Genomic DNA, 13958 nt, shown 5'->3' on the forward strand with positions numbered 1-13958 from the left:
CGCTTCGACAGCGTTAAACCAACGATTCTTAGCGGAGCGACGGGTCGGCCCTCCAATGAGGATAGGCGGACAGTGCTTGAAGCTTACTTACTTCTTACCCTGCCACGACGCAGTCATACAGCTGGCTTTGCTTTAGCCCGGCGCGTGATGCGAATTTTCCCCTCCGAACTTGGTTTTGCTGCGCGTGCCGACGCAGAGGGACGGCGGTTTAGCTGTTCACGAAGGATCTCCGCGCGTGCCCGCTCGACCGCGATCTGCCCAGTCAAATCCGATATGGCGACCTGCAATTGCTCGGCCTTGTCTCGAGCAATGTCCCTCTCATTGATTGCGGCTTTCAGCTTCTCTTCTAGCGCGGCAAAGTCTCTGGCCTGCTTCGCCGCTTCGATCCGAGCATTCGTCAGCTCGGACTGGAGTCGCTGCGTTGACGTCGCAGACAGGCTTCGCTCTGACTCGAGAGCCTTCTCCAGTTTGTTTGCGGTCGTACGTTCGCGATCGATTTCGACCAGGGCGCGGTGTTCCAACGCAGCGAAGCGCTCCTCGGCGTGCGCAATCCGCGCCGTAACCCGCTCGATCTCCTCAGCGTGTTGGATACGCGTTACCTCAAGCCGCCGCTCCGCTTCCGAAACAGCGTGGAGAGCATCCGAAAGCCTTGCGTTCATCTCGGCAGTTGCCGCCAAACTGACGGCCGCCTCTTCACGCAAGTTCGCGTTTTCTCGGAAAGCGGTCTCCAGTTTTGCGGTGAGGATCTGCCGTTCTCGATTGGCGTTATCGAGTTGATCCTGGACAGTCTGTCTATCTTGTAGTGCCGAGTCACGTTCTTGCACTGCTGCCTGCCGAAACTGGTCAAGAGACTGGTCAGCCGCGGTCCGGGCCGAGCTCCAGAGCTTTGACACCAGATCGCCGGCGGCCTGCGCCAAGTCGACAGGCAGATCAGGTTGACCCAGATCCACCTTGCCCGACCGGCGTAGATCGGCCCAGAAAGCGCGCAGCGCCTCGGTCGGGGCCGACATGCTCCCTTTACGAACTAGCTGATACAGCTTATTGGCGGTCGGTGTAACGCCGTACCGGAAAAACATGACGATGCATACCTCCCTGTAGAGGTCAGGGGTCCGCGGATGCTCCGCGCGCAGCTTTTCCACATCCGCCTGCAATGCGGCGTCTAGATCGTTTTGCTCCGGCATAAGGCCCTCCGTATGTTCTAATATTACTACGTATTACATTAGATTTACGATCCCCTACCTCGGAAATATGACATTATTCTTATAATGTCAAACCTGGCGGCTGCCACGCGGGGGAGGTTCGCCCCGCCGTTTGTTCTCCGTCCGGCAGCAGCGCAAATCTCAGCTCTCATGTGGAAGTGCTTAGTTGTATGCGCAGTCAACGTAGAGTCCAAATTGACAATGCGAAAGGTAGCTCTATACCTATTTAGCTGGTGGTTATGCTAAGGACTGTTCGCTGATCTATAATCAAGTAGGACGATTCCTACGAGTCGCTCCGCAGCTCATGTGTTTCTAAATAACATTAACTTGATGTGGAGAATGTGTATGGCGCTGTACAAATTTGGTCAACGGTTGACGCAAACTAACGATGCGGCCTTCGACGGTACGCATACCCCCGGAACCGCTGCGCCTCATCCAGGGATCTATCGCTGCACCTCGTGCGGCGACGAGATTGCTATCGCGGGCGGCCACATCTTGCCGCCCCAAAATCATAGGCAGCATAATCCGCAAAGCGGCGACATCCGTTGGCAGTTGCTCGTTTATCCCGTTCAGCAGAAGTAAGTAGCCTGGGGCATGCTTCATGAGCTGTGCCGACAGACTTAGTCGGCGCAGCTTTCCGAAAATTCCCTACCGCCCAGTCGATAGATCGGTCACCAGGTCCATACAACGACCTTCCAAGTCTGTCGAATTCGTCGCGGAAGAAAGGTCGTACCGGCGGGCTGCTATGCCTTAGACAAACCGTTTTGAGCATTAAGCTAGAGTGGGCTGCCGCAGTTATTCTCGAGGCTCGCTGGCGACTCCAAGCCTCGGGTCAAAACCAGCGCCCTATTGCTAATGTGAGGCCGAAGCATCACTGCAGGTCGCTCCTGTCAACTGGTCTCACAGAGCTCAGTACCGGCCTGCACGGGTTCTCTAGCCCTGCCCTTGCCTGGATCTCCATGGCAGCACGGAGGGTCTGCAGTACAAGTGCGCTTCGGTTATCAAATGACGCGGCTGTTGCCAGTACATCGTCCGTCACGGCACCATCGAACCACTCCCGCGATCGCACGTCTACGCGCCAAGCGGCAAACTGCTTTTTGATTACACTCTCCCTGCGCAACGCTTCGGACTTGCTGCCGCCCACAAGGAATGCCCGGCTGCGCTCCAAGTCGAACACCTCCGCGACTGCACGGTACGGCAAGGTGAATGCCGAGACGCGGGTCGGCCACCGGTCATTCCGATCTTGACCTCGGTCCCGTCCAGCCGGCACAGTACATAGAAACAGTACACGGGAATGCGGACCGGGGCGAAAACGGCGACCGGAACTCTGAGGTTGTACCACTTCAATAGTGTCGAGACGAACGGCTGTTGTCCGGGCCAACGGTTTTGGGACTTGTCGACGCTCTTTCGCAGCTTGGCTTCACCGATCCGATTGACGAGCCAGAATAGGAGTGCACGGCCCATGTCGTTCTCGACCATTAATTGAACCGATCTGGCGGCAGCTCTTCGACTACTGGAGTTCGCTCGACAACGGTTCTAGCCGCTCGTGTAACCGTATTAGCTCTCACGGTGGCGACCTCCCTCCCCTGTCGTTGCATCGCAATATCGCGTCGTCTTTCCCACCCATCTTCGCACTCCCAAATGACGGATATTTGATGGGAGACCAGCAAGTTCGGGCGCGCGGCGGGGCGGATCGCGCGCATCTGGCAACGCCTCGAAGTACACTAGTAAAGATTCTGCGCCCAGAGGTTGTCTTAGGTCCGTGTTACCCATGGTAGAGTAATATTTTGATGGGGCCAGCCGCACAGCCAGCTGTGGCCGACCGATAAGCCAGTAACGAATAGTTCGAATCATGGACAAGATTAAGGTGAAGTACCGCTTCACGAGAGCCAATAATTCGGTCGCTGCTTTCCTGAGTAGCAACCGCGCGAGCACAGACGCACTCACTGCGCTACTCCGTTGGAAGGCCGGTTCCTCTGGGCGAGATTTTGTGAGGCTCGTCGACGAGGATGACTACATCGATGTCGAGGTCACATGCGACCCCGCTGACAAGGCCGCCGGCGCACAACTTGAGATGGAATCCGACAAGGTGGGCGTCGAAAGAAATGTTCTGACCTAAGCTGGCACTACTGAATATGGGTGAAGCAAAGTCCGCATACCTCGTTGACGTCGTTGAGGTCGACCGTGACAGGCGTGTCCGTTGCCAAGCCGAGGGATGTGGGCATTCGGTCTATGCCCGCATTCACATCTTGCTGGTCGGTGCACAGTTCCAGGTATTGGGAGGCAACTGTTTCCAGCGCCTGTATGGCCGGGTTCTGCAAGATGCGAAGTCGTACTATGGCGGCTCCGTGGGCTCGCCAACCCGGCTGGATGAGGACATGAGACTGCTGCTTGCAACGAACACCGCAGAGTTTGTCGGGCGGTTGGAAGCCAGGAGGCTCGAACTCGAGGCGTTAGCCGAAACCAGGCCAGCTCTGGTCCAGAACAAGGCCGATCGTCCGGCAGTGCATGACGAGGTTCCGCCAGCGGCTACCGGCGGCGAAGACCCCTCCTCTCGTCAACGGAGCCCAGTCGGTAAGGCTGGGTTCGATCCACCGAGCTTCGTGTACGTTTTCGATGATCCATCGGTGGCCGCGTACGAAGGCCGAGCAGTGCTTCGATGGCAGTGGCTCAAGGACAAAGCAACCGTTGCTTCGCGCCTGGCCGCATACAAGGCAAGTCCAGCTCCAGGCACGAACCAGGACATCGTAGCCAGGTGCTACGAGCAATTTGCGCACAAGACGCCGTACCTGTTCGCTCTCGCCGTAGAGTACGTTCATTTCATGCCGAAGAAAAACACTCTGCGGGCTCTTGACGAGTTGGGGCTGATCGAGCAGGTTTAACGATCAGGCTTCGCGCAATCTGACCCAGTTCGAGTGATTGTTCATCTGCGCCAACCACACAGCAAGGTTGAATGGTTGCCCCTTGTTTCCAAGAATGACAAGCAGGAAACCGGTCATATGGCCATCGAATTCGCTCAGGAAGTCTTGTGCCGTCGCGCGGTCTTGTGCCGAGGGCGTAGGATTGGCCTCTGGATGGGTATGCCATAGTCCCACGGCGTGACGGTGCTCCAGAAAATGTCGATGCCTGTCATCCGTTGCCTGTCTTGCATCGGGCACGAATGCGTGCCGACGCCGCATATCGCTTGTGTAAGGCCCGGTAGCATGCGAGATGATCACGGCCGTGTCCTGTGGTGTCGGACTGAACAGTTGTCCCCCTGCTTCACGTTGGAACCAGCGCGTTTGGGCATGCTCGTACATGTGCGCAAGCACAGGCCCGTCGAACAAGACATAACCGTGATTATCCGGAAGATAAAACAGTCGGCTGCTCATGACCATGTTCTCTCGATCAGCACGCCATCGTGTTCTGCTGCAGACTGCGCCCAATCACGGAGCTTCAAGCTGGGAAGTTGTGCGTCGAGGAAGCGCTGTCCTCGTACCCAACTGCGCACATGGGACCTCGATACAGTGCCATCGATTAGCTGCAGTGCTGTCTCTGCAACGAGAGCAATGCCATAGTTGGCTTGCACAGGCGTATAGCTCTGGAACTGGCTGCTGCAACCTGGTTCATTCTGTATGACGGTATCGGGCCAGTCGACGGCCTGATACCCCAACAGACGATCTGGCAGGCCGTTGAGCCAGTAGTCAGTGTCCTTCAGCACGCATGCATGTGCGGCAGCGACGTACGGCTCGAACCAACCGATCAGCAGATGGCGAGGATGCACCAGTCTCGCGGACTCAAGAGCTGACCTCACTTCTGGCTCGCCGGTAAAGTCCAGGACCACACTGACTTCAGCGAGTGTGGAACGTTGAAGCCATGCTTCCGCAGAGTCGCTCGTTCCACTCAACTGGCACGATGGAACCGAGCGGCCGACGTGCGTGGCCACGCTTTTGGCCTTTGGGCAGCCCAACATGTCGGCGCCAAGCAGATGTCGTCCGATATTGGGAGAGGAAAGGTAGTCCGGGTCAACTATCGTGATTTTTCCTACTCCACTGCGAGCGAGCAGGTCGATAACAGCGCTGCCAAGAGAACCAGCCCCAAGGACAAGTACGTGGGATTGCTGTCGATTTGATACTTGCGGATGCTGCGCGCGTCCGCAAGTCCAGGAGGGATCCATCCGCTCCACCCCCAAAGGCAGAAGACGGAGTGTAGGATAGGCACGCTTCGTCTTGTGCTTGACAACACGCGTTGGCGGCCCGCCAGGTAGCAGAAACGCGTATGTGCATGTCAGAGCCCTTAAAAGGACGACACGGTGCAAGGTGCGGCGCTTGCTTATCTTCTCGAACTGGTGATACTGGGCCGGGGTCAGGCGGCTCTCGAGCAAAAGGTTAACGTCGGCCAGAGTTGCGGGCCATGTCGCTGGGGTGTACGGGTAGTCGATCGGCACGTCCGCAACGACAGCGTTCGACACTTCAGTGGCACGCGGGCCGAGCGATGCCACGAAACGCGATGCCAGCGCCTCGTCGTCATTCACAATGAGCGCGCGCGAAGGTTGCACCAACCGCGCAATGAGAACGCGGGGCTCACTATGGCGCACTGCAAAGGTATAAACCCGCCTTACTGCATCGACGTCCGACGCCATCCGGCTGACGTGTATTGACCAATAATTTGCTGTCTCCTTTTCAAAATCCCCGTCGAGCCTTCCAGACAGCCAAGGGATCAGAAATTCCTGCTCAAAAAGATACAGCATGGCGCCCACCCGCTCTTCCGGAGACGCGCCGCTAGCTGGACCGGCATCGCCGGAAAAGCACAAGTCTGCAGCAGAATCGATGTGAGGAACACGTAAGACGGCGTCTTTCGAAAGCTGAATGCGCGCTCGGGCCTCAGGAAAATTTGCGGGCAATACTAACCATGCACCTGCGAAAGCACGGTCGGCCGGCATCGCAGGCAGCGCGAGCGCAAATTTACGCTCGCTACGTGTGCCCGCCGTCCTCGTCTCCGCCAGCAGAAGCGGATGGCTTTTCAAGAAATGATCGAAGGGACTGGTCACGTACAACTCAATTTAGGCGAGGCCCCGACCTGGGCGAATCGGTTGAACCTGTCGCGGCTGTGCGGGCGCAAGCCCAGTGAATATTCCCTGCGTTGCCGCATTTGGAAAGGACGCCCCTTCGCACCCAAAAGTCTTCTGGACTCGCTTGCGGACCTCTGCTGGTTCGGATGCTCCGAGAATGTATGTCAAGTCCGTGACCAGCAATCTGCACCAGTTCTTGAATGCTTGTGCACGTTGCCCTTCATCGGTATTCCAGCGCTCGGCGAAGTTCTCGCCGTGAACTGTCGGGTTGGCGACGACATACTGACCGTTATGGCATTCGACCATCGCAGGCAGCAGCACCGCAAGGTCCGCAAGAAGCTCGACTGGATGGTTGTAGAGGCGATGCCGGTCGGCGAGGCCGGCGTAACACTGCGTCAGGAGCGTCACGATGATGACCGAGATAGGTTTGAATTCGGCCGTGATATGCCCGCGGCGAACAGCCATGCAGCGGTGACGTTTGAACAGACGGATCGCTACACGCAAGGTATCCGACAGCGGCACCTCCTGGGATGGGACAGGCCGGATGTCCGCGCGCTGGGCCATGGCCTCTGCCTTTTGGAGAGGCTGAACGAGAAGCTGACGTCGTGCCTGTTCGTTCACCCATGCCGCGAAGCCGGCCGGATTCGAGGTTTTCCACTTTCCAGAAGGCCGATCAACTACTGCCAACGCGGTCGCTTCGTAGCCGGTTTCGGGCCGGTACTGAACATCACCACGCTGGCCAAGTGGTATCTTTGCCAGGGGCACCGAGGGAGTAAAGTCGATGTAATATCCCTTGTTCGGGAAGTTGATACGCCAGCACCGGCTCTTCTCTTGCGGCTCATGACCTTCGAGCGCAGCTCCAACGTCTTCAAAGAACTGCATTGGGTCCTGTGCCTCTACCCGCGACAGGTCAACTTCGCAAACTGCGTCCACGTCAAATCGCTCTGCCGTCGGAGCCCGTACTAAGGTCTTTGTGTTCGTGGATCCTTGAGGCGCGATTATGATAGCGTCCGCTGGCCAGCGCAGGCGATCGACAAGGAGCTTCCCCAGATCTTCGTAACTCGTTGCCGCTTCCCCCACCAGGGCCGGATCGACCGTAATGTGCTTGTTCACGACATCGAGCTCCCTGGCCCAGACATCGAACACATCTGTACCGTACTGGCGGAATGCCTTCTCAAGCGAATCGTTGCGGGACTGTGATGCCGACTCGACGAGCAGGCTAAACTTAGTTGTGGACATTGAGTTCTCCTGTTAGCGCAACTGAATGCTGGTAGTTCGACCACTGCCGGGCGCCAAAGCATCGGTGGCCTGTTGGCCTTCGATGATCAGAGCCGGCATGAACGATGCGGCGTGGTGCGGCCGGTCATGGATGATGTATTTGCAGTGATGTCCGGGCTGTAGAAGCTGGCCGAAGCGAAAGAGCGTACTGGCCGGAGCTACCGGAATCAGGTGTACTTTTGCGACGCGCATACTGTCCTGGAGGACAGCAACCGCTTGACGGGCAATCGCGGTAAACTGCTCGAGATCGTCAGGATGGCCAATGCACGCGTTATTCGGAGCTGTGGCACGCAAACGGATCCAGGGAACGGTGTTCTGGCGCACCGCCTCCTGCAGGTGCGAAGGAAGCGCCTGCTCATCCAGCGAAGCGGTCAACTCAATCGAGAGCAATGCTTCCGTCGAGCCGACACGGCTCTCCCCCTCCAAATAGAATTCGCCTGCTGGCTTGGGCCTCACAGCGCTATCCCAACCCCACGTACCACGATGACGGTGATACTGGAACACCTCGACCTTCCTGGCCTCGCCGACCATCCGGCCTGTCAGCAACAGCAGGGGCATCGAGTGCAGCGGGAAGACGGACAGTACCTCGGCGTAATCGTCCTGCTCGCGGTGAGCGATAAGTTCTCGCATGAACGCGTCCAGTTCCAGCGCATGCTCATGCAGTAAATGCCGCCAGAAATCCGGCTGAGTGCGATCATCTCGCTGCGTGCGCCTTAATGGATAACGGACTGACGGCAGGGAAGCAAGACCACGTTCCAACATGGCTTGGCGAATGTCTCGTTCCGAGGCCTGTGACCACACGCCTGCGACATTGGCCAATATCGCCATCGCCTTCGAGCGCGGGTACGTCAGGCAATCAAGAGACCGCCGGACCATATCCACGTGTTCCCGGCGCATCTCGCGTAGCAGCGAAACCGAAAATCCATCCGGATCGATCCGGTCGATCAGGCGATGGTGCTCATCGCACATGAGCATGACGTTCTCCGGGTCGTCCGATAAACGGTACGAATCGGTATTGCAGCCACGCGGCCCATCTGGATCAGCTGCGACAATATGGGCCAAATACCCGACAGCGGCAGATGCTGTCGTCAACGATGTTCTGCCCAGGTCCATCCCACATCCACGGAACATACATCGTCCGGCAGCATCATGCCAGACCCGTCGGCTGCCGGGGGCAGAAAGTGGCTTACCTCGCCCAATGTCGAACATTGCTGCCCGTGCCTTCAGCCAGTGCTTGATGTCGGCCTCGTCTGCACTGAATGCTGCGTGACTCCAGCCAGCCTCAGGCTTGATTGCGTCTCGCAAGACGGCTTCGGACAGTTCCAGCCGGCGCAAACGCCCTGCCCGTGCAATAAGTTGAAGTGTTTTCTTGGAGTCTCCCTCTGGGTCTGCCGGATACAGCTCGAAGGGGGAGCCGTCGCTATAAAACGCACACCGGTGCTTCGCATACACCATCGTAACAACGTGCTGTTCCCTATGGCTGCGCTTCAGCCATTCATTTGCATCGCTATCGCTAAGCATTCTCGCCGTCACACTCGACGGCCGACTTGGTTCGGCGGCAACAGTCGTGTTCGTAAAATTGTTCTGGAAAGAGGGAGTTGCTAACCTCATCATTTCTCCAACGCATTTAGCGGACGTGTGATGCTTAACAAAAAACCCTCCGAAATCCCTACGCCAAGCGTACCTCTGTCTTGCCATTTTGAAACTAGCAAACCGCTACGCAGGAAGGGACTCAGCACGCGGAAGTGCCATATCTAGTGCCGCAATTTGCAACGACACTAGATCTAGTACGTATTGATTATGCGCTACTTTAACTTAATTTCTACCGGAGACAAAGAAAAACTGTATGGTTGTACAGTTTAAAGACACGACGCAGTGCTGCCTTTCGTTCAGCCTTGTGACTGGCGGACGGCGACGGCGCGGTGGGTGTGGACCGAGAACGGCCGGGAAGGCTGCATCCATGTAGAGAACGACGCGAGCCCTGCGTTGGTCTGAGATGAAAGGCCGCGGGGTCGCGGAGGTCCTTTGGCGGCTACGAGACTTATCGTCCCTACGCTGCTTCTCGTGCGGCCTCTATTTCGCCGTACTGAAGACCCTGAAACTGGAAATGAGCTTCGCACCGCAGCTAAGCCGTCGAAGGCGAGTTGCTTGCCGTTGATGAGGTGATGAGGCGATCCAGTCGCAATCGTACATTCGCTGTGTCCAGGGATCGGGCAACTGCAGGCGTCTCCCACGCACGCTACCGGTACGCCGTGGATCTTGAAGTGGGTGGCACTGCTGCTGACTACCTTACCGCCGTGTGAGGTGGCGTCGCCTAACCGGATAACGTTGCGCATTCATTGTTCTCTCTGTTGCGTGGCTCGTGCTTCGTCGTTCCCCAAGACTTCACCAACCGTTGGCGATCTGTAGTTCTCGGGATCGATCGAGGGCTTGACTTGGTGCTTGAACACGTTCCAGTGCTCCTGGGCCTTGCGCCGTTGCACGGTCGGCGGGCTGATGAAGACAATGGTGGCCCCGGTCGGGTCACGCAAGTTGATGGCGGCCGACGGTCCACCGTCGATGTAACTGCCCATGACGCCGATCGCCATCTGCATGAAGAAGCTTGCCGCCCCCGTGTTGCCCAGTCTTCTGTCCGTGTTGATGAACTGGGCAGTCTTGCCGGTGTCGATTTCCGGTCCGCCCTGCGCCGCGTACTGATGCAATACGCCTTCCATCGCCACCAGGTGGTCGACGATGTTGTCGAAGGCGGCGATAATCCTCGCCGGTCCTTTCGCGCGCTCATCGTCCGACAGGGTTTGCAAGGCCTTGTGCCAGCCGTTTTCCAGCAGCTTCTGGCGAGCGTCGCGCCGCGACACTGGCTGGCCGTGCTCATCCTCAAACTTGACGAAAACCGGGCGGTGGATGAAGCCCAGCGACGGCAGGTTGTCGAACGCCTTCATTTGCTCGCGGTTCCACGGAAGCGGAAACCATGGCGTGGGCTTCCAGTCCTTCGGGGGATGGTTGGCCCAGCGCTTGAATGCGTCGAGCAGCGGACTGCCGTCCTTTTTTTCGAAGACCGGGCGCGTGGCGAAGGCTGCCGCCGCTTGTAGCCATTCCGATATCAATGGTTGGCGGTCGTCGTTGAACTTCTCGACATCGTCCGGTTTCTCGGGCCTAGGGACGTCCCCCTGAAGTTTGAAGTACATACGTCGCAGATTCTCTTGCAGGTAGGCGCTGTCCGGATCGTCCCACACGTAGGGCCGCAGCGGCTCCACCCGCTCGCGCCGCGCCAGCACGAACACGGCGGTCGCATCCGGCCGCTCGGGAATGTAGTAGCCGTCCTTGATTAGCGTCGGGGTGCCAGGGGGGCGAGTGCTGTCGCGCGAATCCATGTCATCGTTAGACAGCAAGACAACGTAGGGCAGATCGGGGTATTTGTCGAAGAGCGCGAATGCCTGCTCCAGCAGCTGGTCCGGACGTTCGCTAAGCTGCCAGGGTCCGGTCACGAACAGGTGCCAAGCCATGCCCGTGCCTATAGCGCTGGCAGCCAATCCCGCCATTGGCTCGATTTCGCTTGGCTGCTGAGCCGGGTTGTCAATCGGGCCGCCTGCATACATGCTCGGGACACCCCAGAACATCGGAGACGGTTCGACGCCGTTCTCCAGCGCGTCCAATGCGCGGCTCCCCGAATTGCCGATTTTGTCGGTATCTGCCCACTCATACTTCTTCGGGTCGCTTTCCCGAATGCTGGTGTACGGACTCCCTTGTTGAAGTGCATCCCACAACTTGCCCTGCCGGTACTTCTCGTAGGTGACCCCCAAGCCCAGCACCTCGAGCACATATTCGCGGCTAGCCTTCTCGGTGCGCGCGGCAGCTTCCTGCTCCTTTAGCTGCTGCGTCTTTTGGTGCCAGTCATGCTCGCGCGCGTTCGCGGCGAATGAGTCCTTGATCCATTTGCCTCCGAATAGGACAACGATTAGCAGCAAGGGCACGCCGAACCAGCGTATTCTGTCCATCGTCGTCTCCACCTCAACATTAGCAAGCTCCGGATGCAGCACGAAGTAATCAAACGCAACCCACAGTACAAATAGAAACGGAAACATTACCACTGCGCCAAAGACGTACTTCCAAGCTTTCGGTCGTCTAAGTTCCCCTGGATCCGGGAGCGCGTAGCTGTTCATGCTTGTCCCTTCCGGGGAATCGCCTGGCCCACGCGCATGCCCGTGGTCGTTTCCGAAACCACTATCTCCCACAACCCGCCCGTCAGGACCGGCAGACATTTCGGAAGCGTGCCGTCGCTGTAGTAGTCGACGTTGCCCTTGATGATCTGCAGGCGCCAGTCGGACTCGCATTCGTAGTAAGCGCCATATTTCGCCATGAACTTGTCCCAGGTGAGGACTCCTATGCGGCCTTTGTCATATTTTGTCTTTGCTGGCTTCTTCAGCCGCCAGTCCGCCACGGCGCACAGATAGGCATGGAACTGCGGATGACTGGACGCCTTGCCACTGCCGATTGCGACGTCATAAGCGGTCACATTGCGGTGGTTCGCCGGGCTGTCGTAAATCGCGCTATGGAATGACTTCTCGCCCAGCTCGTGCTGCCAACGCTTGCGCGCGGCGTTGGGACTTTCCATCACATATGCCACCACGGTACCGTCCTTCCTGCGGCTGGCACTGAGAATGGTGTAGCTGTTATCCGGACTAGCGTCATTTGGATGCTTCGCTTCGTTGTAGACTGCTTGCATCCGTTGGCACTCCAGCTTCGATAACCTTCCAGGCTTGGTATCAACGCATGCAGCGGCCACGGCGGGCGACAGCTCTTCCAGGTTGGTGTCCATGCCGCTGGTCGCGGTAACGGCGATGGCGGCGGTTATCGGATCGACTTCCTCGCTCGGCCCCCTCTTGTTCAACGGAGCCTGGGCCAGACGCGAGCTGGCCGGAATCATGTCCGGTGCTATCTGGTTGCCCCGCAGGTCGGCCTTGTACGGTGGATGCAGCGGCTCGCCGTTGATCCGGCGGATACCCCACCTCTGCGCCTCGGGTTTGTCTGTCTGGTTGATTGGCCACGTGGCGACCGGGAGCTTTTCGCGCAAACTCCGCGCGCTCGCTGCGACGTGTGCATGGCCGTCTTCGTCCTTGACGCATAGCGCGAAATCGTGCGGTGATTGTCCTATCAGTACCGGAACGGTTTTCCCGGTGTGTGGATCAAGCCGAAGTTTCGCAGTAAACACCCTTTGAAAGAAGCTGGTCCCAATTTCGTCCATAGGCTTGCGGGTCACGATTGTGTGCCGGGGCTGATAGCCGGCCTTGCTCACCGCGTAGCCGGATTGAACCTGCGGCTTCAATGAGACGGTGTGGAGATAGTCGGGCACCCCCTGCCAACCGATGCCGCGCATGTTATCCAGGGCGACCGTCATGTCTTCGGGGCAGAAGTAGAGGTACACCTTCCCGCGGTTGTCACGGTCCCCTTCAGGTTGCCAGCAACTGGCAACCATGCCACCGTTGTCACTCTCGTTGATCTTCGAAAAGGCTGGAGCGCCCGCCTTGGATTTCGCCACGCCGGCCACGATGTTCACCAGCGTCTGCAGCCTGGCGTGCATGCTCTGGCGACCATCGAGCAACTCATAGTCGGCCTCAGTCATCGCCGCATCCTTCCCGCCACGGAAGAAGGTCAAGCCCTTCATCATGAGGCTCATTTCCTCTTCCAGACTGTAAGGCGGATGGGTCAGGATCAAGGTGTCGGCCGTACGTTCGCCTCGCTCCATCAGAAGAGCTTGCGCGAGAAGGCTCAGCAGGCAGCCTTGACTGTGTGCGACGATGCTGACCGTGTCCTTCAGCTCGAACTTGCGGATCATGCTGATCAGGGCTGCAAGGCGCATTGCGGCCAGTACCATGTACATGCGCCCTGGCCCGGTCTTGATTGGCCTGAGCGCGTCCCCTACCGGGTCGCCGGCGGCGTAGACGCCGCGGTTCCACATGTCCGGCAAGGTCGCGGTCGCGTTGCCGAATGGGCCGCCTCCCTTGGTCAGGTCCTTGTCGAGACGGGTACCGTAGCGGTCAGTCTTCTGGCCGTTGACAGTCCTTGTCTCGAGGTGAAGTTCCCTGTAGCCCCAGTAAAACGGGATCACTGGGCTATCGGTGTCCGGTGTCGGTTTGCGCTTGAAGAATACGTCGTCGGGATCTTGTTCCAGTTTCTGCTTGTCCGTCTTGGTCGGGAGCCTGTATTCAGCGGGCTTGAAGTAGCGGAACAGTCGGTCTTGCAGGCCGGCGCAGATGCCCTTCTCCGCCGCGCTGTAGCCCATGCCAACATCGTTGACGCCATGAACAAGGATGATGTTGCCGGGCAGTTCACGCGGTACTTCAATCACTTTGTCCCTGACGCGGCTGCACTGGAGAACAGCGCTCTCGCGTTTGACGACATACTCGATCTTCGGATAGGGCTTCTCCGCCATG

12 protein-coding genes are annotated in these 13958 nt (G+C 58.2%); 3 read left to right on the forward strand and 9 right to left on the reverse strand.

What is annotated here, in order from left to right; all coding sequences use genetic code 11:
• Positions 1-113: 113 nt before the first annotated feature.
• Entirely contained in the window at positions 114-1181 is a 1068-nt protein-coding gene (locus ACFFJK_RS08660) for a DNA-binding protein (RefSeq protein ID WP_379678773.1), read from the reverse strand.
• A gap of 363 nt (positions 1182-1544) precedes the next feature.
• Between ACFFJK_RS08660 and ACFFJK_RS08665 the strand changes: the two genes are divergently transcribed.
• Positions 1545-1781 (forward strand): hypothetical protein, encoded by a 237-nt coding sequence (locus ACFFJK_RS08665; RefSeq protein WP_258829620.1) that lies wholly within the window; start codon positions 1545-1547, stop codon positions 1779-1781.
• A 519-nt stretch (positions 1782-2300) separates the two neighbouring features.
• Here the strand turns inward: ACFFJK_RS08665 and ACFFJK_RS22980 are convergent.
• On the reverse strand, positions 2301-2678 hold the full coding sequence (locus tag ACFFJK_RS22980; RefSeq protein ID WP_512700279.1) for a CppA family protein: 378 nt from the start codon (positions 2676-2678) through the stop codon (positions 2301-2303).
• A 373-nt stretch (positions 2679-3051) separates the two neighbouring features.
• On the opposite strand from ACFFJK_RS22980, the gene ACFFJK_RS08670 reads away from it, so the two are divergent.
• Both ACFFJK_RS08670 and ACFFJK_RS08675 read left to right on the forward strand, forming a co-directional pair.
• Positions 3052-3318 (forward strand): hypothetical protein, encoded by a 267-nt coding sequence (locus ACFFJK_RS08670; protein WP_277477778.1) that lies wholly within the window; start codon positions 3052-3054, stop codon positions 3316-3318.
• Between the two features lie 16 nt (positions 3319-3334).
• Complete coding sequence (locus tag ACFFJK_RS08675; protein ID WP_277477780.1) at positions 3335-4081, forward strand: hypothetical protein; 747 nt, start codon at positions 3335-3337, stop codon at positions 4079-4081.
• A 3-nt stretch (positions 4082-4084) separates the two neighbouring features.
• Here the strand turns inward: ACFFJK_RS08675 and ACFFJK_RS08680 are convergent, their stop codons facing one another.
• The 7 genes from ACFFJK_RS08680 to ACFFJK_RS08710 all read right to left on the reverse strand — a co-directional run bounded on the left by ACFFJK_RS08680 (position 4085) and on the right by ACFFJK_RS08710 (position 13957).
• Positions 4085-4570, reverse strand: coding sequence for a Mov34/MPN/PAD-1 family protein (locus ACFFJK_RS08680; RefSeq protein WP_277477782.1), 486 nt, complete (start codon positions 4568-4570; stop codon positions 4085-4087).
• On the reverse strand, positions 4567-6228 hold the full coding sequence (locus tag ACFFJK_RS08685; protein ID WP_379678774.1) for a HesA/MoeB/ThiF family protein: 1662 nt from the start codon (positions 6226-6228) through the stop codon (positions 4567-4569). Before ACFFJK_RS08685 ends, ACFFJK_RS08680 begins: the two co-directional genes overlap by 4 nt.
• Before the next feature lie 12 nt (positions 6229-6240).
• The gene (locus tag ACFFJK_RS08690) at positions 6241-7488 is read right to left on the reverse strand and encodes a nucleotidyltransferase domain-containing protein (protein WP_277477787.1); all 1248 of its coding nucleotides are present in this window, start codon (positions 7486-7488) and stop codon (positions 6241-6243) included.
• A gap of 12 nt (positions 7489-7500) precedes the next feature.
• Positions 7501-9138 carry an SAVED domain-containing protein gene (locus tag ACFFJK_RS08695; RefSeq protein WP_277477789.1) on the reverse strand — a complete coding sequence of 546 codons (1638 nt, stop codon included), beginning with the start codon at positions 9136-9138 and terminating at the stop codon, positions 7501-7503.
• 278 nt (positions 9139-9416) lie between these two features.
• Positions 9417-9863, reverse strand: coding sequence for a PAAR domain-containing protein (locus tag ACFFJK_RS08700; RefSeq protein WP_379678775.1), 447 nt, complete (start codon positions 9861-9863; stop codon positions 9417-9419).
• Positions 9864-11687 (reverse strand): type VI lipase adapter Tla3 domain-containing protein, encoded by a 1824-nt coding sequence (locus ACFFJK_RS08705; RefSeq protein WP_277477793.1) that lies wholly within the window; start codon positions 11685-11687, stop codon positions 9864-9866. It lies immediately after the preceding gene.
• Positions 11684-13957 (reverse strand): Tle3 family T6SS lipase effector, encoded by a 2274-nt coding sequence (locus ACFFJK_RS08710; RefSeq protein WP_379678776.1) that lies wholly within the window; start codon positions 13955-13957, stop codon positions 11684-11686. The genes ACFFJK_RS08705 and ACFFJK_RS08710 overlap by 4 nt, the downstream gene beginning before the upstream one ends.
• Position 13958: the final 1 nt, after the last annotated feature.

This window comes from Massilia consociata (assembly GCF_042432755.1).
Lineage (GTDB): Bacteria > Pseudomonadota > Gammaproteobacteria > Burkholderiales > Burkholderiaceae_D > Telluria > Telluria consociata.

Coding starts and splice junctions, on each gene's coding strand:
- ACFFJK_RS08660 (WP_379678773.1), bottom strand. CDS start 1,181: ATGCCGGAGCAAAACGATCTAGACGCCGCATTGCAGGCGGATGTGGAA.
- ACFFJK_RS08665 (WP_258829620.1), top strand. CDS start 1,545: ATGGCGCTGTACAAATTTGGTCAACGGTTGACGCAAACTAACGATGCG.
- ACFFJK_RS22980 (WP_512700279.1), bottom strand. CDS start 2,678: ATGGTCGAGAACGACATGGGCCGTGCACTCCTATTCTGGCTCGTCAAT.
- ACFFJK_RS08670 (WP_277477778.1), top strand. CDS start 3,052: ATGGACAAGATTAAGGTGAAGTACCGCTTCACGAGAGCCAATAATTCG.
- ACFFJK_RS08675 (WP_277477780.1), top strand. CDS start 3,335: ATGGGTGAAGCAAAGTCCGCATACCTCGTTGACGTCGTTGAGGTCGAC.
- ACFFJK_RS08680 (WP_277477782.1), bottom strand. CDS start 4,570: ATGAGCAGCCGACTGTTTTATCTTCCGGATAATCACGGTTATGTCTTG.
- ACFFJK_RS08690 (WP_277477787.1), bottom strand. CDS start 7,488: ATGTCCACAACTAAGTTTAGCCTGCTCGTCGAGTCGGCATCACAGTCC.
- ACFFJK_RS08695 (WP_277477789.1), bottom strand. CDS start 9,138: ATGAGGTTAGCAACTCCCTCTTTCCAGAACAATTTTACGAACACGACT.
- ACFFJK_RS08700 (WP_379678775.1), bottom strand. CDS start 9,863: ATGCGCAACGTTATCCGGTTAGGCGACGCCACCTCACACGGCGGTAAG.
- ACFFJK_RS08705 (WP_277477793.1), bottom strand. CDS start 11,687: ATGAACAGCTACGCGCTCCCGGATCCAGGGGAACTTAGACGACCGAAA.
- ACFFJK_RS08710 (WP_379678776.1), bottom strand. CDS start 13,957: ATGGCGGAGAAGCCCTATCCGAAGATCGAGTATGTCGTCAAACGCGAG.